This window comes from Nonomuraea sp. LP-02, from assembly GCF_036289125.1.
GTDB lineage: Bacteria > Actinomycetota > Actinomycetes > Streptosporangiales > Streptosporangiaceae > Nonomuraea > Nonomuraea bangladeshensis.
Map to the genome: position 1 here is coordinate 1,835,504 of NZ_JAXCLK010000001.1, position 15,423 is coordinate 1,850,926.

Annotated in this window: 15 protein-coding genes; 12 read left to right on the forward strand and 3 right to left on the reverse strand. The window is 70.7% G+C overall.

The genetic code is table 11. The features are described 5' to 3' along the window. Positions 1–11 precede the first annotated feature (11 nt). From SMD20_RS08585 to SMD20_RS08605, 5 genes are all read left to right on the forward strand, one after another. A complete protein-coding gene (locus SMD20_RS08585) occupies positions 12–425 on the forward strand; it encodes a VOC family protein (protein WP_329577334.1) in 414 nt (137 codons plus the stop codon). Positions 426–707: 282 nt separating this feature from the next. After that, positions 708–1,043 (forward strand): ArsR/SmtB family transcription factor, encoded by a 336-nt coding sequence (locus tag SMD20_RS08590; protein WP_329577337.1) that lies wholly within the window; start codon positions 708–710, stop codon positions 1,041–1,043. After that, positions 1,040–1,507, forward strand: coding sequence for an SRPBCC family protein (locus tag SMD20_RS08595; RefSeq protein WP_329577340.1), 468 nt, complete (start codon positions 1,040–1,042; stop codon positions 1,505–1,507). Before SMD20_RS08590 ends, SMD20_RS08595 begins: the two co-directional genes overlap by 4 nt. A gap of 22 nt (positions 1,508–1,529) precedes the next feature. Next, a complete protein-coding gene (locus tag SMD20_RS08600) occupies positions 1,530–1,913 on the forward strand; it encodes a DUF6069 family protein (RefSeq protein WP_329577344.1) in 384 nt (127 codons plus the stop codon). A 74-nt stretch (positions 1,914–1,987) separates the two neighbouring features. After that, positions 1,988–2,980, forward strand: coding sequence for a hypothetical protein (locus SMD20_RS08605; RefSeq protein WP_329577347.1), 993 nt, complete (start codon positions 1,988–1,990; stop codon positions 2,978–2,980). A gap of 21 nt (positions 2,981–3,001) precedes the next feature. Here SMD20_RS08605 and SMD20_RS08610 read toward each other — a convergent pair whose 3' ends face one another. Together SMD20_RS08610 and SMD20_RS08615 are read right to left on the reverse strand one after the other, a co-directional pair. Continuing rightward, the gene (locus SMD20_RS08610) at positions 3,002–3,994 is read right to left on the reverse strand and encodes an aldo/keto reductase (protein ID WP_329577349.1); all 993 of its coding nucleotides are present in this window, start codon (positions 3,992–3,994) and stop codon (positions 3,002–3,004) included. A gap of 197 nt (positions 3,995–4,191) precedes the next feature. Beyond that, positions 4,192–6,672: a hypothetical protein gene (locus tag SMD20_RS08615; protein WP_329577351.1), complete on the reverse strand. Its 2,481-nt coding sequence runs from the start codon at positions 6,670–6,672 to the stop codon at positions 4,192–4,194. A 133-nt stretch (positions 6,673–6,805) separates the two neighbouring features. Between SMD20_RS08615 and SMD20_RS08620 the strand changes: the two genes are divergently transcribed. From SMD20_RS08620 to SMD20_RS08630, 3 genes are all read left to right on the forward strand, one after another. Next, entirely contained in the window at positions 6,806–7,690 is an 885-nt protein-coding gene (locus tag SMD20_RS08620; protein ID WP_329577353.1) for a Gfo/Idh/MocA family protein, read from the forward strand. An 87-nt stretch (positions 7,691–7,777) separates the two neighbouring features. Further along, positions 7,778–8,785, forward strand: a complete 1,008-nt coding sequence (locus SMD20_RS08625) for an NAD-dependent epimerase/dehydratase family protein (RefSeq protein WP_329577356.1) — start codon at positions 7,778–7,780, stop codon at positions 8,783–8,785. A gap of 45 nt (positions 8,786–8,830) precedes the next feature. Then, positions 8,831–9,886: a dihydrodipicolinate synthase family protein gene (locus tag SMD20_RS08630; RefSeq protein ID WP_329577358.1), complete on the forward strand. Its 1,056-nt coding sequence runs from the start codon at positions 8,831–8,833 to the stop codon at positions 9,884–9,886. Positions 9,887–9,896: 10 nt separating this feature from the next. Here the strand turns inward: SMD20_RS08630 and SMD20_RS08635 are convergent, their stop codons facing one another. Beyond that, positions 9,897–11,102: a hypothetical protein gene (locus tag SMD20_RS08635; RefSeq protein WP_329577362.1), complete on the reverse strand. Its 1,206-nt coding sequence runs from the start codon at positions 11,100–11,102 to the stop codon at positions 9,897–9,899. Between the two features lie 65 nt (positions 11,103–11,167). Between SMD20_RS08635 and SMD20_RS08640 the strand changes: the two genes are divergently transcribed. The 4 genes from SMD20_RS08640 to SMD20_RS08655 all read left to right on the forward strand — a co-directional run bounded on the left by SMD20_RS08640 (position 11,168) and on the right by SMD20_RS08655 (position 15,411). Next, a complete protein-coding gene (locus SMD20_RS08640) occupies positions 11,168–12,307 on the forward strand; it encodes a DegT/DnrJ/EryC1/StrS family aminotransferase (protein WP_329577365.1) in 1,140 nt (379 codons plus the stop codon). Between the two features lie 86 nt (positions 12,308–12,393). Then, the gene (locus SMD20_RS08645) at positions 12,394–13,641 is read left to right on the forward strand and encodes an ABC transporter substrate-binding protein (protein ID WP_329577366.1); all 1,248 of its coding nucleotides are present in this window, start codon (positions 12,394–12,396) and stop codon (positions 13,639–13,641) included. Then, entirely contained in the window at positions 13,634–14,554 is a 921-nt protein-coding gene (locus SMD20_RS08650) for a carbohydrate ABC transporter permease (protein WP_329577368.1), read from the forward strand. Before SMD20_RS08645 ends, SMD20_RS08650 begins: the two co-directional genes overlap by 8 nt. Further along, positions 14,551–15,411, forward strand: coding sequence for a carbohydrate ABC transporter permease (locus SMD20_RS08655; protein ID WP_329577371.1), 861 nt, complete (start codon positions 14,551–14,553; stop codon positions 15,409–15,411). The genes SMD20_RS08650 and SMD20_RS08655 overlap by 4 nt, the downstream gene beginning before the upstream one ends. Positions 15,412–15,423 lie beyond the last annotated feature (12 nt).

Consider the following 15,423-nt stretch of genomic DNA (forward strand, 5'->3'; position numbering starts at 1 on the left):
GGCAGAGAAACATGCTCCGCGGACTCACCACCATCAGCTTCTACGCCCACGACGTCGTCGCCGCCCGTGACTGGTACGCCGAGCTCCTCGGCGTACGGGCCTACTTCCAGCGGCCCGAGCAGGGCGACCCGGCCTACGTGGAGTTCCGCGTCGGCGACTACCAGCACGAGCTCGGCATCGTCGACGCGCGCTTCGCCCCGGACTGCTGGAGCACCGAGGGCGGCGGCGCGATCGCCTACTGGGCCGTCGACGACCTGGAGGCGGCCTGGGAGCGGCTGCTGGAGATGGGGGCCACCCCGTTCGACAAGCCGACCGAGCGCGGCCCCGGGTTCGTCACCGCCTCGGTGCGCGACCCGTTCGGCAACATCCTCGGCATCATGGCCAACCAGCACTACATGGACGTCCTCGCGGGCCGGAAGGGCTGACCGCGATGACCGGCGACGCCCTGCTCCTGGACGACGCCGCCGCCTGGCGGGCAGGATCGACAGCCACCGCCGGGCGTTCGACGGCGACCACTACCTGCAGCGCTACTCGCCGCGCACCCGCCGAAGCCCTTGGTCCGGCATCAACGTCGCCAGGGCCGAGGCGCTGACGGCCGCCGACCGGATGCAGCCGGCAGGCCATGCCGCCATCGAGACCGCCAGGGCCACGGGCCGCTGGCCCGCCGGTTGTTGAACCTTTCGGTTCAGTGTCGTATAGTGAACCATATGGTTCAGCAAGAGGTCCTTGACCGGACGTTCGCTGCCCTGGCGGATTCGACGCGACGACAGATCCTCGTCCGGCTCGGCCAGGGTCCGGCCACGATCGGTGAGTTGGCCGAGCCGTTCGACATGTCGCTCACCGGCATGAAGAAGCACGTACAGGTCCTGGAGAACGCCGGGCTGGTCACCACGGAGAAGGTCGGCCGATCACGGCGATGTCGCCTGGGCGCCGAACGACTGGAGGACGCCATGTCGTGGATCAGGTTCTACCAGCGGCTCTGGGAACGTCGGCTCGACGGCCTCGACGCCTACTTCACTCTCAGGAAGGAAGACGACCGATGATCCAGAACATCGAGACCGCTCAACTGCGCGTGAGCCGTGTCCTGCCCGCGACCCCGGAAGAGGTCTTCGACGCCTACACCGACGCCGAGAAGCAGAAGATCTGGTTCAGCATCCTCGACGAGACGCCCGGCTTCGTGGAGATCGACGTGGACCTGCGGGTCGGGGGCAAGCAGACCGCGGTGTGGGGACCGAATCCCGAAACCCTGTTCCGTGAGACGCAGACCTTCCTGGTCATCGACCGTCCGCACCGCCTGGTCACCGAGTCCACCGGCGTCAGCCCGGACGGCATGACCATGACGACCACAGTCGAGGTCACCTTCGAAGAGCACGCCGACGGAACGCTCCTCACCGCGGTGCAGTCCGGATTCCCGGCGGCCGAGGTGCGTGACTTCTTCGTACGGGAGGTCTGGGCCGGTGCGCTCGATCGCATCGAGACGTACCTGCGCCGCGAGCGGCGGCCTTGACGCGCGCAGAGCGGAGAGCCGGATGAACACCTCGAAGACCGTCGTCGCCACCGTGACGGCCGCGCTGTTGCTCAACCTCGTCATCTACGGGCTCGGGCGTGCGGCCGGCGGCGGCTTCCGGTTCACCGCCGCGGGCCGGCCTGCCGAGGTCGACGCGCTTACCGTCGCCGGCTTCACCGTCCTGCCGTTGCTGGTGGGGATGACCGTGGTGGCGGTGCTCACCCGCATCTGGCCATGGGTGGTGCCCACGGCGTTGGTCGTCGCCCCGGTGATCGCGCTCGGCACCATCCCGGTCATGACGATGCCCGCCGACTTCGACGCCCCCAGCAAGATCGCGTTGGCGTTGTGCCATGTCGTCCTCGTACCCGTGACCGTCGCCGGCCTCTTGAGATTGCGCCGTGAGTAATTCGAGGGAACTGGTACGCTCCGGGCTGCTGTAGATCACCCGGTTGCTGTGCCAGGTCTCGGAGGCCCTTTTCGATGCGCCGTTTGCCATCCCTCTTATCCGCCCTGATCGTCGGCCCGGCGGCCCTGCTCGTGGTTCCGTCCGCGGCGGAGGCCGCCGCTCCCGACGTCATACGTGCGGTACGCGAGCAGCTCGCCAGAGGCGCGAGCGTGACGTTCACGCAGTACGGCTCCGTAGAAATCAATAACCGGAACAAATACCCCAACCACACGGCCCAGGTGTTCCGCTACAACCCGATACAGAAAGGAACGCTGGTCCTCGGCAGAAGCGGGGTCGTCGCGGCGAGCATCACGCGCCGGGTGGATTTCAACCGCCACCTGCTTCCGCTCGCCAAGGAGCGCGCGGCCGAAGGCGACCCGGTCTCCCGGAGCCTGGTCGCGCAGACCCGGCCGCACCGCTGGATCAACACCAAGGGCCGTTTCTACACCACGGGACGGCTGTGGACCGCGGACCTGCCCCAGGGAAAGACATGGGCGCGGCGCGGCGATCGTGGAGCGGGCGCCACGGCCTTCAGTGACCACGTCATCAACATCTTCGAGCTCGGGACGCTGAAAGCGCTGATCGCCGACGCCGACGAGAAGAAATTCAATCTGCCGAACCCCGCGGGCAAGACCGCGGACCTGAAAAGGACCGGGTTCTACAGGGGCAGCCTCACGTTCGCCGAACTGTACGCCCTCTCGCCCACTTTCCGGCAGGTCGCAGGGAAACGGCCGGACGCGAGTTACGCGAACAAGGTCGTGAGCTGGACGCTCTATTTCGACGCGAAAGGGCTGCCCTTCAAATTCGGTTCGGGCTTCTCCACGCAGGAGAAGGAGAAGTACTACACCCAGGGAGGCGCCACGACGGACATCGTGAGCTGGGGCCCGCCCAGGACCATTGCGCCGCCCAGGCCGAATCAGGTCGGTGTCGTCCGCGCTCCCGCCGACGGTCTGCCCGAATTCGACGACCTCGCGGAAGTCGCCCAGGTGAAGGCGCCGAGCACGGAACCGGCGTGGGAATCGAGCTGAGCCTGCCGAGCCGGTGCCGGGTCAGCGGCCGTCGAGGTGGGGGAGGGCGTCGCCGTAGATGTCCGGGCTGCGGTCCACCTCGCCGACGAAGTCGCCGGGGAAGCCCAGCTCGAACGCCACCGCCGACTCCAGCCGCCGCATCGCCTCCTCCGGCAGCGTCCGGGCCACGGCCGAGGCGCCCAGGTTGTCCTTGAGCTGCTCGGCGCCGCTCGTGCCGACGATCGGGTGCACGCCGCGCCGCAGCGCCCACGCGAGCGCGACCTGTGAGGCCGTCACGCCCAGCTCGCCCGCCACGTCCAGCACGGCCCGCACCGCGGCCCGGTCCCGCTCACCGATGGACTCGGGCGACACCCGCGAGGCCGTCGCGCCGGGCTCGGCGTACCGGCCGGACAGCACGCCCCGCGCGAGCACGCCCCACGCCGCCACGCTGATCCCGCACGCCTGCGCCATCGGCAGCAGCTCCCGCTCGATGTCGCGCTGGAGCAGGCTGTAGGGAACCTGGAGGCCCGCGAACGGCGTCCACCCGCGCCACTCGGCGAGCGTGTTGGCCCGGCTGACCACCCAGGCCGGCGCGTCGGAGATGCCCACGTAGAGCACCTTTCCTGACCGGACCACGTCGTCCAGCGCCCGCATCGTCTCCTCGATCGGCGTGTGCCGGTCCCACACGTGCACCCACAGCAGGTCGAGGTAGTCGGTACGCAGCCGCCGCAGGCTCCGCTCCAGCGACAGGACGAGGTTCTTGCGGTGGTTGCCGGCCGCGTTGAGGTCGGTGCGGTCACGGGTGGGGGTGTACTTCGTGGCCAGCACGTAGCGGTCGCGGCGGCCCTGCAGCAGCTCGCCCACGACCTGCTCGCTGTCGCCGTACATCGAGGCGGTGTCCACCACGTTGCCGCCCGACTCCTCGTACAGGTCGAAGATCCGCCGCACCTCCGGCGTCACCTGCCGGTAGGTCATCGCGCCGAGGAACAGCTCCGACACTCTCAGGCCGGTACGGCCCAGCAACCGGTAACGCATCACATGGTCTCCAACGTCGATCGGTCAGGCCGCTGCCAGCTCGCGCAGCGTGCGCAGCGCCTTCGACCAGGCGATGACCTCGTCCAGCAGCTCCGTCAGGATGGGCTCCTGGTGCGGGCCGGGGTGATCATACCGGGCTCGGCGGGGTCGGTGACCTCGAAGTCGGCCTCCAGCGACGCGCTGAACGCCCGCGCGGGTCATCGAGCGAGCCGGTACAGCCGCTCGTCGTGCTTGTAGTAGAGGTTGCCGAAGCCGTCGGCGGTCAGTCCTTCCATGCCGTCCGCCGTCAGCAGGACGGTCACCGACTTAGTCGACTTGTCGATCATGAATATCTGGTCGCCGAGAGTGCCGTACACGTGGCCGGGATCCTGCGGCACGGTCAGCAGCACGCCGTCGCGCCAGGCCAGGCTGGGATGAGCGGCGTAGTCGGGGTCGGGGAAGAGCCGTTTCGTGGTGATCGTCCCGGGCCGCGCGGGATCGAGCGTGAACAGCGAGCCGCCCGCCAGGCCCCACAGCTCGCCGTCCACCTCCCTGAGTGCCGTGACGGCCTTGGGCGCCGTCAGCGGGAGGGGATGCAGGCGTACGGCGCCGGTGGCGGGGTCGTAGGAGAAGAGCGTGGCCGAGGCCCCCGGCGCGTAGACCGGGTCCACGCCCAGCGCGCCGCGCGTGGACGTGCCGCCGAACACCCTGCCGCCCGCGTAGGCCAGCGAGACGACGGCCTGGTCCTGCGCCACGCAGAGGGTCCGCGCGGCCGTGCCCTCCTTCCAGACGGTGAGGGCCCCGCTGCGCTTGCCGTACTTCGGCACCGTGCCCATGTAGACGGCGCCGTCCGGGCCGCCGGCGAGCGCGTACGGCCGGTCCTGCGGCGGCGGCCCCTTGCCCGGCTCGCAGTCGTCGGCCTTGTCGCCCGCCTCACCGCCGGCGTGCAGCAGCGCGGGCGGCCAGGAGCCGCCGGGTTCGTAGGCGTAGAGCTTGGCCGACGGGTAGGCGCCGATGTAGAGCCGGCCGTCGTGCGCCAGCATGCTGTCGGTCTGGCTGAGCCTGTTGGGCGTCGGCGTGTCGGGCCTGCCGTCGTCGCCGTCGCCGCGCAGCGGGTCGTGGACGCCGAAGCCGCCGGTCAGGTAGCCGCCGGTGTAGACGCGGCCGTCGGGTCCCGTGCCGAGGGTGTTGATCGCGGCCGGCAGCACGGGGGTGCCGGAGACGGGTGTGCTGCTCCAGTCGCCGGTCGCCGGGTCGTACCTGAAGATCCTGGTGCCGTCCGTGGCCCCGCCGAGCCCGACCAGGGTGCCGCCGGACCAGGTGTACCCGGTGACGTCGAGCCCGGGACGGACCGAGGTGGCCTGCACGGACCTGGTGGCCACGTCGTAGGAGTGCAGCAGCCCCTCCTTGACGAACCAGATCTTCCCGTCGCGGGCCGCCGAGTGCTGCAGGTCCACGTCCTTGATCGTGGCGTCGGTCTCGGCGGCGTACGAGCCGTCGGCCGCGCGGACGACGCGCAGGACGAGCAGCGTGCGGTCGATCCAGGCGAACAGCCTGCCCCCGGTCCAGGTCAGCCCGCCCACCATGGAGTTGTTCGCGTAGGCCGCGGGAAGCAGGCTGTCCTTGCGGCCCGTGACGTTGTCGAACCTGATCAGGGCGGCGTTCGTGCCGGTGCCCAGGTAGGTGGCGTTGGCGTCGGGGTCGTGGGCGAGGCTGCGCACGTACTGGGCGCCGGTCACGATGGGCACGCTGCCGATGGTGGTGAACGCGCCGTTGTCGTACTTGAAGTAGCGGCCGTCGTTGTACGTGCCGCCGTACACCTTGCCGCCCGCGCCCGCCTCCAGGTCCCAGATGAAGGAGTAACCGCCCTCCGCCCGCCCGAGGTCGCTCATCGTGGACTGGCCGGGGACGTACCGGTAGAGCTTGGAGTTCGGGTAGGTGCCGAGGTAGACGCTGCCGTCGGTGGCCGTGGCCGCCGCCCAGCCGCCGACGGTCGGCGTGGCCGCGCTGTCCGGGATGGTGATCTTCCTGGTCGTCGTCCCGGTGGCCAGGTCGATGACCGCGAGCTGCGGATTGACGTCGGCGGTGCCGGTGTAGAGGGCGTAGGCGCTGCCGCCGGCGAAGGTGGTGGCGTTGGGCACGCTGCTCTCGATCTGCACGCCGAGATCGGTCACGTTCTTGGTGATCAGCACCTCGTCCCAGTAGGCGGTGCCCACGTCGGCCACGCCCGAATAGATGAGGGCCGAGACGGTGGCCGTGCCGGCGGGCGCGACGCCCGCAGTCGTCACGCGATTCCACCGCCGCCCTGTCGCCGAGGCGTTCGCGCCGCCGGGAAGGAGCCGGCCGGAGGCGTCCCTGAAGCGCAGGTACAGATGTGCCGTGCCGCTCTCGGCCCAGACCTGGGCGTTCAGGGTGTAGCGCGTCCCTTCGGTGGCGGGCAGGCCGGGCATGCTCTCCCTGCCGTAGGCGGCCGCGGGGTCGGTGTCGGTGACGCGGGCGGTGGTCCGCCCGTCCCAGAGCACGGGGTCGACGCCGCCGGGGCTGTGCGAGCCGCTCCACCCGGTCAGGCCGTTGTCGAAACCGTCATTGACGAGCCGCAGGTCGGCCGCGGAGGCCGGCGTGAACGGCGCCACGAGCAGCGCCACGAGCAGCGCCGCCGCCGCCGTCGCGCGCCCGTACCTTGTCGAGGGAACGTGCACAGCGCCACCTCCAGGGGCTTCGTGCATGCGTGATAACGGTCCCGACCGTAACCTGGCAGGCCGGGCCCGTCAATGACGGGCTGTCATGATGGCTAGGCTTGCCGCCGCCGTTTCCGATATGGAGGGACAGACCGTGCGCATCGCACTCGCCGGGCTCGCCACCAGCCACCCCTACACCGATGCCCGCACCCTGTCCCGCCACGCGGAGCTCGTGGTGTGGGAGCCCGACCCGGAGCGGCTCGCCCGCTTCAGCGCCGAGCACCCGCGGGCGAAGGTGGCGGGCAGCCTGGAGGAGGCGCTCGCGGGCCGGCTCGACGGGGTGGTGCTGACCGTGCCCAACCCGCAGGTTCCCCGGGCGCTGGCCCAGGTGCTGGAGACCGGGCTGCCCTGCTTCGTGAACAAACCCGCCGCCGCCGGCCGGGCCCAGCTCGACGCGCTCGACCGGCTGCCCATCCATGACCGGGTCCTGTCGAGCTCGGTGCTGAGGTTCGCCCCCGGCTTCGCGGGCACGCGGGTGGATCGCGGTGAGGTGCTGGCGGTGCGGGCGACCGTACGGCACGACGTCGGCCTGTGGGCCACCGGCTACAACGCCTGGCAGGACACGCCGGGCGAGGGCGGCGGCACCATGGTCACCATGGGCCTCCACGGCGTGGAGCTGCTGGTGGCGCTGCTCGGCCCCGACGTGCGGCTGGCTGGCGCGGCCGGGGCGCGGCGGCACTACGCGGCGCTCCGCTCCGAGGACACGGGGGTGATGGCGCTGCGCTGGGACGACGGCGTCACCGCGACCGTCGAGGTCCTCGGCGTGTCGGAGCCGGAGTCCTACAGCGTCACGCTGCACGGGCGCGACGGCAGCGAGACGATCGTGATCGACGGCGGGGACGACCCGGTCCGCAACCTCGGGTACGAGGCGACGATGGAGGCGTTCCTCGCGATGGTGGGCGGGGCGCCCAGCCCCGTGCCGTGGAGCGAGACCAGGGCCATCCTCGACGTGCTGATCCACGCGCGCGAGGCCTGCTGACCGCCTGAGAAGCGCCGCCTCCCCGTTGACAGCCGCCGCTTCGCCCAGTTACGGTCTGGGCCGTAAATCGACTTCGGAGGAGACCGCGTGCGGACGACAGCGGAGCTGGAGGAGCGGCTGGCCAGGCCGAGCCAGGGGCTCGTCGACGATCTGGGCAAGCTGGACGGCGACATCATGATCCTGGGAGCCGGCGGCAAGCTCGGCCCGAGCCTCGTACGCCTGGCGCTGAACGCCACCGGCGGCGACAGGCGGATCATCGCGGTGTCCCGTTTCTCCGAGCCCGGCCTGGCCGCGGCGCTGCGGGACGAGGGCGCCACGGTGATCACCGCCGACGTCGCCGACGAGGCCGCCCTGGGCGAGCTGCCGGACGCGCCCAACGTGGTGTTCCTGGTGGGCGCCAAGTTCGGCACGAGCGGCCGCGAGCACGCCGCCTGGTTCACCAACACCTACCTGCCGGGACGCGTCGCCGACCGGTTCGCGGGCAGCAGGATCGCCGCACTGTCCACGGGGAACGTCTATCCGCTCGTCCCCGTGGCCGAGGGCGGCAGCACCGAGGACTCGCCCCTCGGGCCCGTCGGCGACTACGCGATGAGCTGCCTGGGCAGGGAACGCGTGCTGACCCACTTCGCCGAGCGGAACAGCACCCCGATGTCGCTGCTGCGCCTCAACTACGCGGTCGAGCTGCGCTACGGCGTGCTGGTCGACCTCGCGCAGAAGGTGCTCGCCGGACAGCCCGTCGACCTGACGACGGGCCAGGTGAACGTGGTCTGGCAGGGCTACGCCAACGAGGTGACGCTGCGCTCGCTGCTGCTCGCCGACGTGCCGCCGTACGTGCTCAACGTCACGGGCCCCGAGCTGATCTCGGTGCGGCAGGCGGCGCTGGCCCTCGGCGAGGCGCTCGGCAGGGAGCCGGTGTTCACCGGTGAGCCGGCGCCGACGGCGCTGCTGTCGAACGCCTCGCGCTGCCACCGCCTGTTCGGCTACCCCGAGCTGACCCCCGCCGAGCTGGTCGAGCACACCGCGCGCTGGGTCGCCGAAGGCGGGCCGCTGCTGGGCAAGCCCACCAAGTTCGACCGCCGCGACGGGCGTTTCTAAAAGCACGTGCTCACTACACACGGCAACGACAAAGGGGGACCTCACGTGCTCGGCACGGCTTCGAAGGCGCAGACGTCCGTACGCGACCTGTTCAGGCGCGGTCTGGTGATCCCGGCGCACCCGCTGGCCCTGACGCAGGACAGGAGGCTCGACGAGCGCCGCCAGCGCGCGCTGACGCGCTACTACGTCGAGGCCGGCGCCGGCGGGCTGGCGGTGGGCGTGCACACCACGCAGTTCGCCCTCCACGGCGGCGGCCTGTTCGCGCCCGTGCTCGAACTGGCCGCGAGCACGGCCAAGGAGTCCGGCCGCGAGGTCGTGCTGGTGGCCGGCGCGACCGGACCGACCCGCCAGGCGGTGGCGGAGGCGGAGCTGGCCCGGTCCCTCGGCTACCACATGGTGCTGCTCAGCCCGCACCGGGAGCTCGACGAGGAAGGGCTGCTCGCGCGGGCCAGGGCCGTGGGGGAGGTGCTGCCCGTGATCGGCTTCTACCTGCAGCCCGCGGTGGGCGGGCGGCCCCTGTCGCGCGACTTCTGGACGCGGCTGGCGAGCATTGAGTCCGTGGTGGGCGTCAAGGTCGCGCCCTTCGACCGTTACCGCACGCTGGACGTGCTGCACGGCGTCGTACGGGCCGGCCGGGCCGGCGAGGTGGCGCTCTACACGGGCAACGACGACCACATCCTGGCCGACCTCATCACCTCGCACCGGGTGGTCGTGGACGGGCGGCAGGTGGAGGTGGAGTTCGTGGGCGGCCTGCTCGGCCAGTGGGCCGTCTGGGTGCGGCGGGCGGTGGAGCTGCTGGAGGAGGCCAAGCTGGCGCGGACGGGCGACGACGCCGCGGTGCGCCGGCTGCTCGGCCTCGACGGCCACCTCACCGACGCCAACGCGGCCATCTTCGACTCGGCGAACGGCTTCCGCGGCTGCATCCCCGGCATCCACGAGGTGCTGCGCCGCCAGGGGCTGCTGGCGGGCCGCTGGTGCCTGGATCCCGAGGAGGACCTGTCGCCCGGGCAGCTCGCCGAGATCGACCGGATCTGGGCCGCCTACCCCTGGTTGCGCGACGACGACTTCGTGGCCCAGGGGCTGGACCGATGGCTGGCCTGAAAGAGAGCGGCTACAGGGTGAGGCGATAGAGCGTGAGGGGACGGCCGCTGGACCCGCTGGTCAGGTTGCCGGTGCGCTCGGCCAGTCCGGCCAGCTCCAGCCGGTGCAGCATGCGCCGGGCGGTGCGCTGCTGGACGCCGAGCCGCTCGGCGATCTCTCGGGTGGTCAGCGCCTCCCCGCCGGCCGCGTCGCGGGCCTGCAGCAGTTTCTCCAGCGTCGGCACCGACAGCCCCACGCGGCGCGCGATCAGCGCCAGGCTCTGCTCGCCGGAGGGCGCGCTGATCACCGACTCCAGCACGATGTCGGTGTCGGCGCGCAGGGACAGCACGGCGGCCACGTTGCCGATGCGCCTGGCCCTGGCCAGGGCGCGGCGGGCCAGGCTCTCGGCTTCGGCGGCGCTGCGCCCGAGGCCGAAGCCGACCCGCGCGACGCTGCTGTGAGCGGCCAGCCGCGCCAGCATGGGCAGGCCCGTGAAGCCGCCCGTGGCGTCGTGGAGCGGGCCGCGGGTGGTCACCAGCAGGTGCGTGCCCCCGCGGAACCCGGCCAGCGTGCCGGCCAGCGCCCCGGCCTCGCGCAGCAGGCCCTCCTCGCCGTCCACCTCCACCAGGCCGAGCGCGATCTGCGCGTCCTCCTGGGCCTGGCCCTCGGCGGTGAGCAGGAGCTGGCGCAGCGCCGTGCGCACCGAGTGCTCCGACGGCGCCAGCCGCAGCACCTGCATGTCGCCGCGCAACGCCTCGTGCACCGAGCTGAGACAGGTGATCACGGGATGGTCGGGGGAGCGGCGGTGGAAGGCGATGATCTTCTTGGAGGTGGTCTCCGGCCGGTAGCCGAGCGTGCGCAGGCCGCCGGTGGGCAGCCCGGCCTCGACGAACGTGGCGGTGACGTCGGCGGGCGCGATGGTGTCGATGGACAGGCGGGTGATGTCCTGGCCCTCGTGCTGGAGCCGTACGAGGGCGCTCAGCAGCGTCGCGCCGGAGTAGTCGACGAACACGGCGGGGCGGGTGAGCACGTCGGCGCCGCGGGCCAGCATGTAGGGCACGATGCCGGTGAACAGCCAGCCCTCGACCGAGCTCGCCTGGGCCTCGACGATGGCCGGCGCCTGCGACTCGTGGTCGTAGTCGAGCCGGAGCGTGCTCACGCCGGGCTGCTCCTCGCAGGTGGCCGCGACATCGTCGACCAGATCGTGCGGGCCGACGACTCCGATGACGAAACCCACCCGCGTCTCCTTCCATTTTACGGTCCAGACCGAAAGGCTATCCGGTGACCCTGCACTTTCCCAACATGGCCGAACCCGCGGGCCGCACCGTCGGCGACGAGGAGCTCGCGGCGCTGGAGCGGGTGATCCGCTCCGGCATGCTCAACTCCGTCTGGGGGAGCGAGGCGCGAGCACTCGAACGCGAGGTCGCGGAGCTGTACGGCTCCCGCCACGCGATCGCGTGCTCCTCCGGCACCGCGGCCCTCCACCTGTCGGTCGTGGCGGCGGCGCCGGACCCCGGTGACGAGATCATCACGACGCCGATCACGGACTTCGGGACCGTGGCCCCTATCTTGGCGCAGAACGCGGTTCCTGTCTTCGCCGACGTGGATCCGTCCGACGGCAACCTCGACCCCGGCGCGGTGGCCGCGCTCATCGGGCCACGCACCCGCGCCATCATGGTGGTGCACCTGTTCGGCGCGCCCGCCAAGGTCGGCGAGCTGCGCCGGCTGGCCGACCGGCACGGACTGACGCTCATCGAGGACTGCGCGCAGGCGTGGCTGACCGAGCTGCCCGGCGGCCGGTACGCGGGGACCGCGGGCCACGTCGGCACGCTGAGCCTGCAGCAGTGGAAGCACATCACCTGCGGCGACGGCGGCCTGACGCTCACCGACGACGACGAGCTGGCCAGGCGGATGCGGCTGTTCGCGGACAAGGGATGGGACCGCGCCGCGGGCCGTTCGCACGAGAGCCTCGGCCTGAACTACCGGATGACCGAGCTGCAGGCGGCGGTCGCCCGCGCCCAGCTCGCGAAGCTGCCCGGGGTGGTCGAGTCCAGGCGCCGCACGGCCGCCGAGCTGGTCGCGGCTCTGCGCGCGCTCGACCTGGGCCTCGGGCTGCCGCGGCCGGACGGGCACGCGTGGTGGCTGTTCCCGATCGTCCTGCCCGGCGGTGACGCGGCCGCGCTGGCCGCGCATCTGAGCGCGGCCGGAGTCCCCGCGCGGGCCGGCTATCTGCGCGAACCACTCAACCACGCCCCGCTGTGGGACGGGCCGATCTACGGCTCCTCGCGCTACCCCTTGCGGGACTACCGCCCCGCCCCCTGCCCCGAGGCCGAACGGCTGGTCGCGGCCACGCTGCTCACCGTCGAATGGAACGAGCACTACACGTCCGAGCACGTCAAGGTCATCGCGGAGGCCGTCGCGGACTACTCCGCCCGGGCCTAGTTACGTTCATGTATCAGGGATTGACCGCGACATCCCCCCATCACTAGGTTTCGGTCAGGACCGGTATTCAGGAAAGGAAGCCGCCAATGAGAAAGCTAGCGGCAGCAGGCATGGCGGTCGCCCTCACCGTCGTCACCGGCGCGTGCGGATCCGGTGGCTCGGGCTCGGACAAGAGCACGGTGACGCTCTGGATGTACCCCGTGATCTCGGACCAGGCCAAGAACAATGCCTTCTGGGACAAGGTGGAGAAGGACTTCGAGGCCAAGAACCCCTCGATCGACGTCACGATCGACCAGCAGCCCTGGGACGGCCGCCAGGAGAAGGTGACCACGGCGCTGGCCTCCAAGAAGGGCTTCGACCTGGTCGTCCTCGGCCCCGACCAGATCCCGCAGTACGCCGAGCAGGGCACGCTTGAGCCCGTCGACGACATCGTCGCGGCCGACAGGAGCGGCTACCTGCCCAACGCCCTCACCGCGCTCACAGTGAACGGCAAGCTCTACGGCGTGCCCATCTACCAGACGATCACCGCCCCCATCTACAACAAGAAGCTCTTCGCCGACGCGGGCGTCACCAAGGTGCCGGAGACGCTGGACGAGCTCAAGGAGGCCGCCCCCAAACTGGCCGCCAACAAGGTCGCCGTTCTCGACTATCCCGGCAAGCCGGAGATCTCGCTCAACCAGAGCTTCTACCCGATCCTGTGGGCCAACGGCGGCTCGGTGTTCTCCCCCGACGGCAAGAGCGTGACCGTCAACAGCCCGGAGGGCATCGCCAGCCTGCAGTTCCTGCTCGACCTCAAGGCACTGGGCGGCCTGCCGGAGAACGCCGCCAGCAAGGGCAACGACATCGAGGGCGGCACGCTCGCGGGCGGCAAGACCGCGATGTACCACGCGGCCACGGCGCTCAACGCCGACCAGCTCGGCGCCGCCATCGGCGCGGAGAACGTCGGCATCGGCCTGCCGCTGCAGGGGGCCAAGCGGGTGGCGTTCGGCATCGCCGGCGGCGTCGTCCTCGCCAAGCACTCCGAGAACAAGGACGCGGCCAGGAAGCTCGCCACCTACCTCGCCTCGCCCGAGGTGGCAGGGCCGCTGGCCAAGGAGTCCGGCTTCTTCTCCGCGCGTACGGACGTGACGATCCCCGACCAGTCGGCCACGTCCAAGGAGTTCGCGAAGTCGCTGGAGTACGCTTTCCCCGGCGACACCCACCCCAAGGCCCGCCAGGTCATGGCGATGGTCGCCGCGCACATCCAGGCGGCGCTGATCGGCCAGAAGGACGCCAAGACGGCCCTCGACGCCGCCGCCAAGGAGGCCAACGAACTGCTGGCCAGCGGTGGCTGAGGCGACCCGGGCCCGCTCCGGCGGGCCCGTCCGGGAAAGGTGGGACCGACGAGGACGCCTGCGTGACCCGATCACGGGGCTGCTGTTCGTGCTCCCGGTGCTCGTGCTGTTCCTGATCTTCAAGATCTTCCCCACGCTCGGGGCGGCCGGCATGAGCCTGACGAACTGGAACATCGGCGGCGACTGGAACTTCGTCGGCGCCGACAACTACACGCGGCTGGTGAACGACCCCAACTTCTGGTCGAGCCTGCGGGCCACGCTGGTCTACACCGCCATCTACGTGCCGCTCGTCATGGCTGTCGCGCTCGGCAGCGCCCTGCTGCTCAACTCGATCGTCTTTCTGCGCGGGCTGTTCCGCGGCATCCTCTTCCTGCCGTACGTGACCAGCTTCGTGTTCGCCGGCCTCATCTGGCGGTGGATCTACGAGTTCGACGGCCTGATCAACGGGGTGCTGGCTAAGCTGGACCTCGGGCCCGTCGCCTTCATGGAACGGGCGGAGCTGGTGCTGCCCGCCCTGGCCCTCGTCTCGTGCTGGAAGGGCTTCGGCTACTCCATGCTCATCCTGCTGGCGGGGCTCAAGGCCATCCCCGGGTCCTACCTGGAGGCGGCCAAGGTCGACGGCGCCGGCCCCTGGCAGCGTTTCCGTGGCATCACCCTGCCCCTGCTCAAGCCCGCGATCTTCTTCGTCCTGGTGATCGAGACGATCTCCTCGTTCCAGGTCTTCGACACGATCTACGTGATGACGGGCGGCGGGCCCGCCAAGGCCAGCTACACCCTCATCTACGGCATCTTCGAACGCGGCTTCAGGTTCTGGGAGTTCGGCTACGCGGCCACCTGGGGGATGGTGCTCTTCGCCATCGTGCTGGTCGTCTCGCTGATCCAGCGCCGTTTCGTCGGCAAGGAGAACGTATGACGTTGACGGCCACGCGCCCCGCCGTCCAGAACCGGCCGGCCGTGGAGCGCCGCCGCCACGGCCGGCGGTGGCCGCTCTACACGCTGCTCGCGGTCATCTCGCTGCTGACGCTCGGCCCGTTCGCCGCGATGCTGATCGTGGCGCTGTCGCCCAGGGGCGAGCCCACCGTGCCGGCCCAGTGGCCGGACTCGCTCACCCTCGACAACATCACGCAGGTGCTGAACGCGTCCGGGTTCGCCGAGTGGACGCTCAACTCGCTGGTCTACTCGGGCGTGTCGGTGGTGATCATCCTGCTCACCGCGTCGATGGCCGGCTACGCGTTCGCCAAGAAGCGCTTCCCCGGGCGCGACGCCATGTTGTGGACGTTCCTCGCCACCATGATGGTGCCGTTCCAGGCCACGCTCATCCCGCTGTACGTGCTCGTCTCCGACCTCGACGGCGTCGACACCTTCTGGGGGCTGATCGTGCCGACGCTGGCCAACTCCCAGGCGGTCTTCCTGATGCGCCAGTTCATCCTGGGGCTGCCCGATGAGCTGTTCGACGCCGCCAAGGTCGACGGGGCCTCGGAGCTGCGCGTCTACTGGACGATCGTGGTGCCGCTGACCAAGCCGATCCTGGCCACCCTCGGCGTGTTCGTCTTCCTGTGGCACTGGAACGACTTCTTGTGGCCGCTGGTGATCTCGCAGAGCGACGCCACGCGGACGCTGACCGTCGGCCTGACGGTGCTGAAGACGGAGGAGCTGCAGTGGTCGATGCTGATGTCGTCGGCCGCCGTCTCGGCGGTGCCGTGCCTGGTGGTCTTCTTCCTGCTGCAGCGCTACCTGGTCAACAGCATCGCGATGACCGGCCTGAAGTGACCGGCTCCCCCT

Excerpts from the sequence above, each read along its gene's own strand:
- SMD20_RS08645 (WP_329577366.1), top strand. The coding sequence starts at position 12,394 with ATGAGAAAGCTAGCGGCAGCAGGCATGGCGGTCGCCCTCACCGTCGTC.
- SMD20_RS08595 (WP_329577340.1), top strand. The coding sequence starts at position 1,040 with ATGATCCAGAACATCGAGACCGCTCAACTGCGCGTGAGCCGTGTCCTG.
- SMD20_RS08600 (WP_329577344.1), top strand. The coding sequence starts at position 1,530 with ATGAACACCTCGAAGACCGTCGTCGCCACCGTGACGGCCGCGCTGTTG.
- SMD20_RS08610 (WP_329577349.1), bottom strand. The coding sequence starts at position 3,994 with ATGCGTTACCGGTTGCTGGGCCGTACCGGCCTGAGAGTGTCGGAGCTG.
- SMD20_RS08640 (WP_329577365.1), top strand. The coding sequence starts at position 11,168 with ATGGCCGAACCCGCGGGCCGCACCGTCGGCGACGAGGAGCTCGCGGCG.
- SMD20_RS08605 (WP_329577347.1), top strand. The coding sequence starts at position 1,988 with ATGCGCCGTTTGCCATCCCTCTTATCCGCCCTGATCGTCGGCCCGGCG.
- SMD20_RS08585 (WP_329577334.1), top strand. The coding sequence starts at position 12 with ATGCTCCGCGGACTCACCACCATCAGCTTCTACGCCCACGACGTCGTC.
- SMD20_RS08590 (WP_329577337.1), top strand. The coding sequence starts at position 708 with ATGGTTCAGCAAGAGGTCCTTGACCGGACGTTCGCTGCCCTGGCGGAT.
- SMD20_RS08655 (WP_329577371.1), top strand. The coding sequence starts at position 14,551 with ATGACGTTGACGGCCACGCGCCCCGCCGTCCAGAACCGGCCGGCCGTG.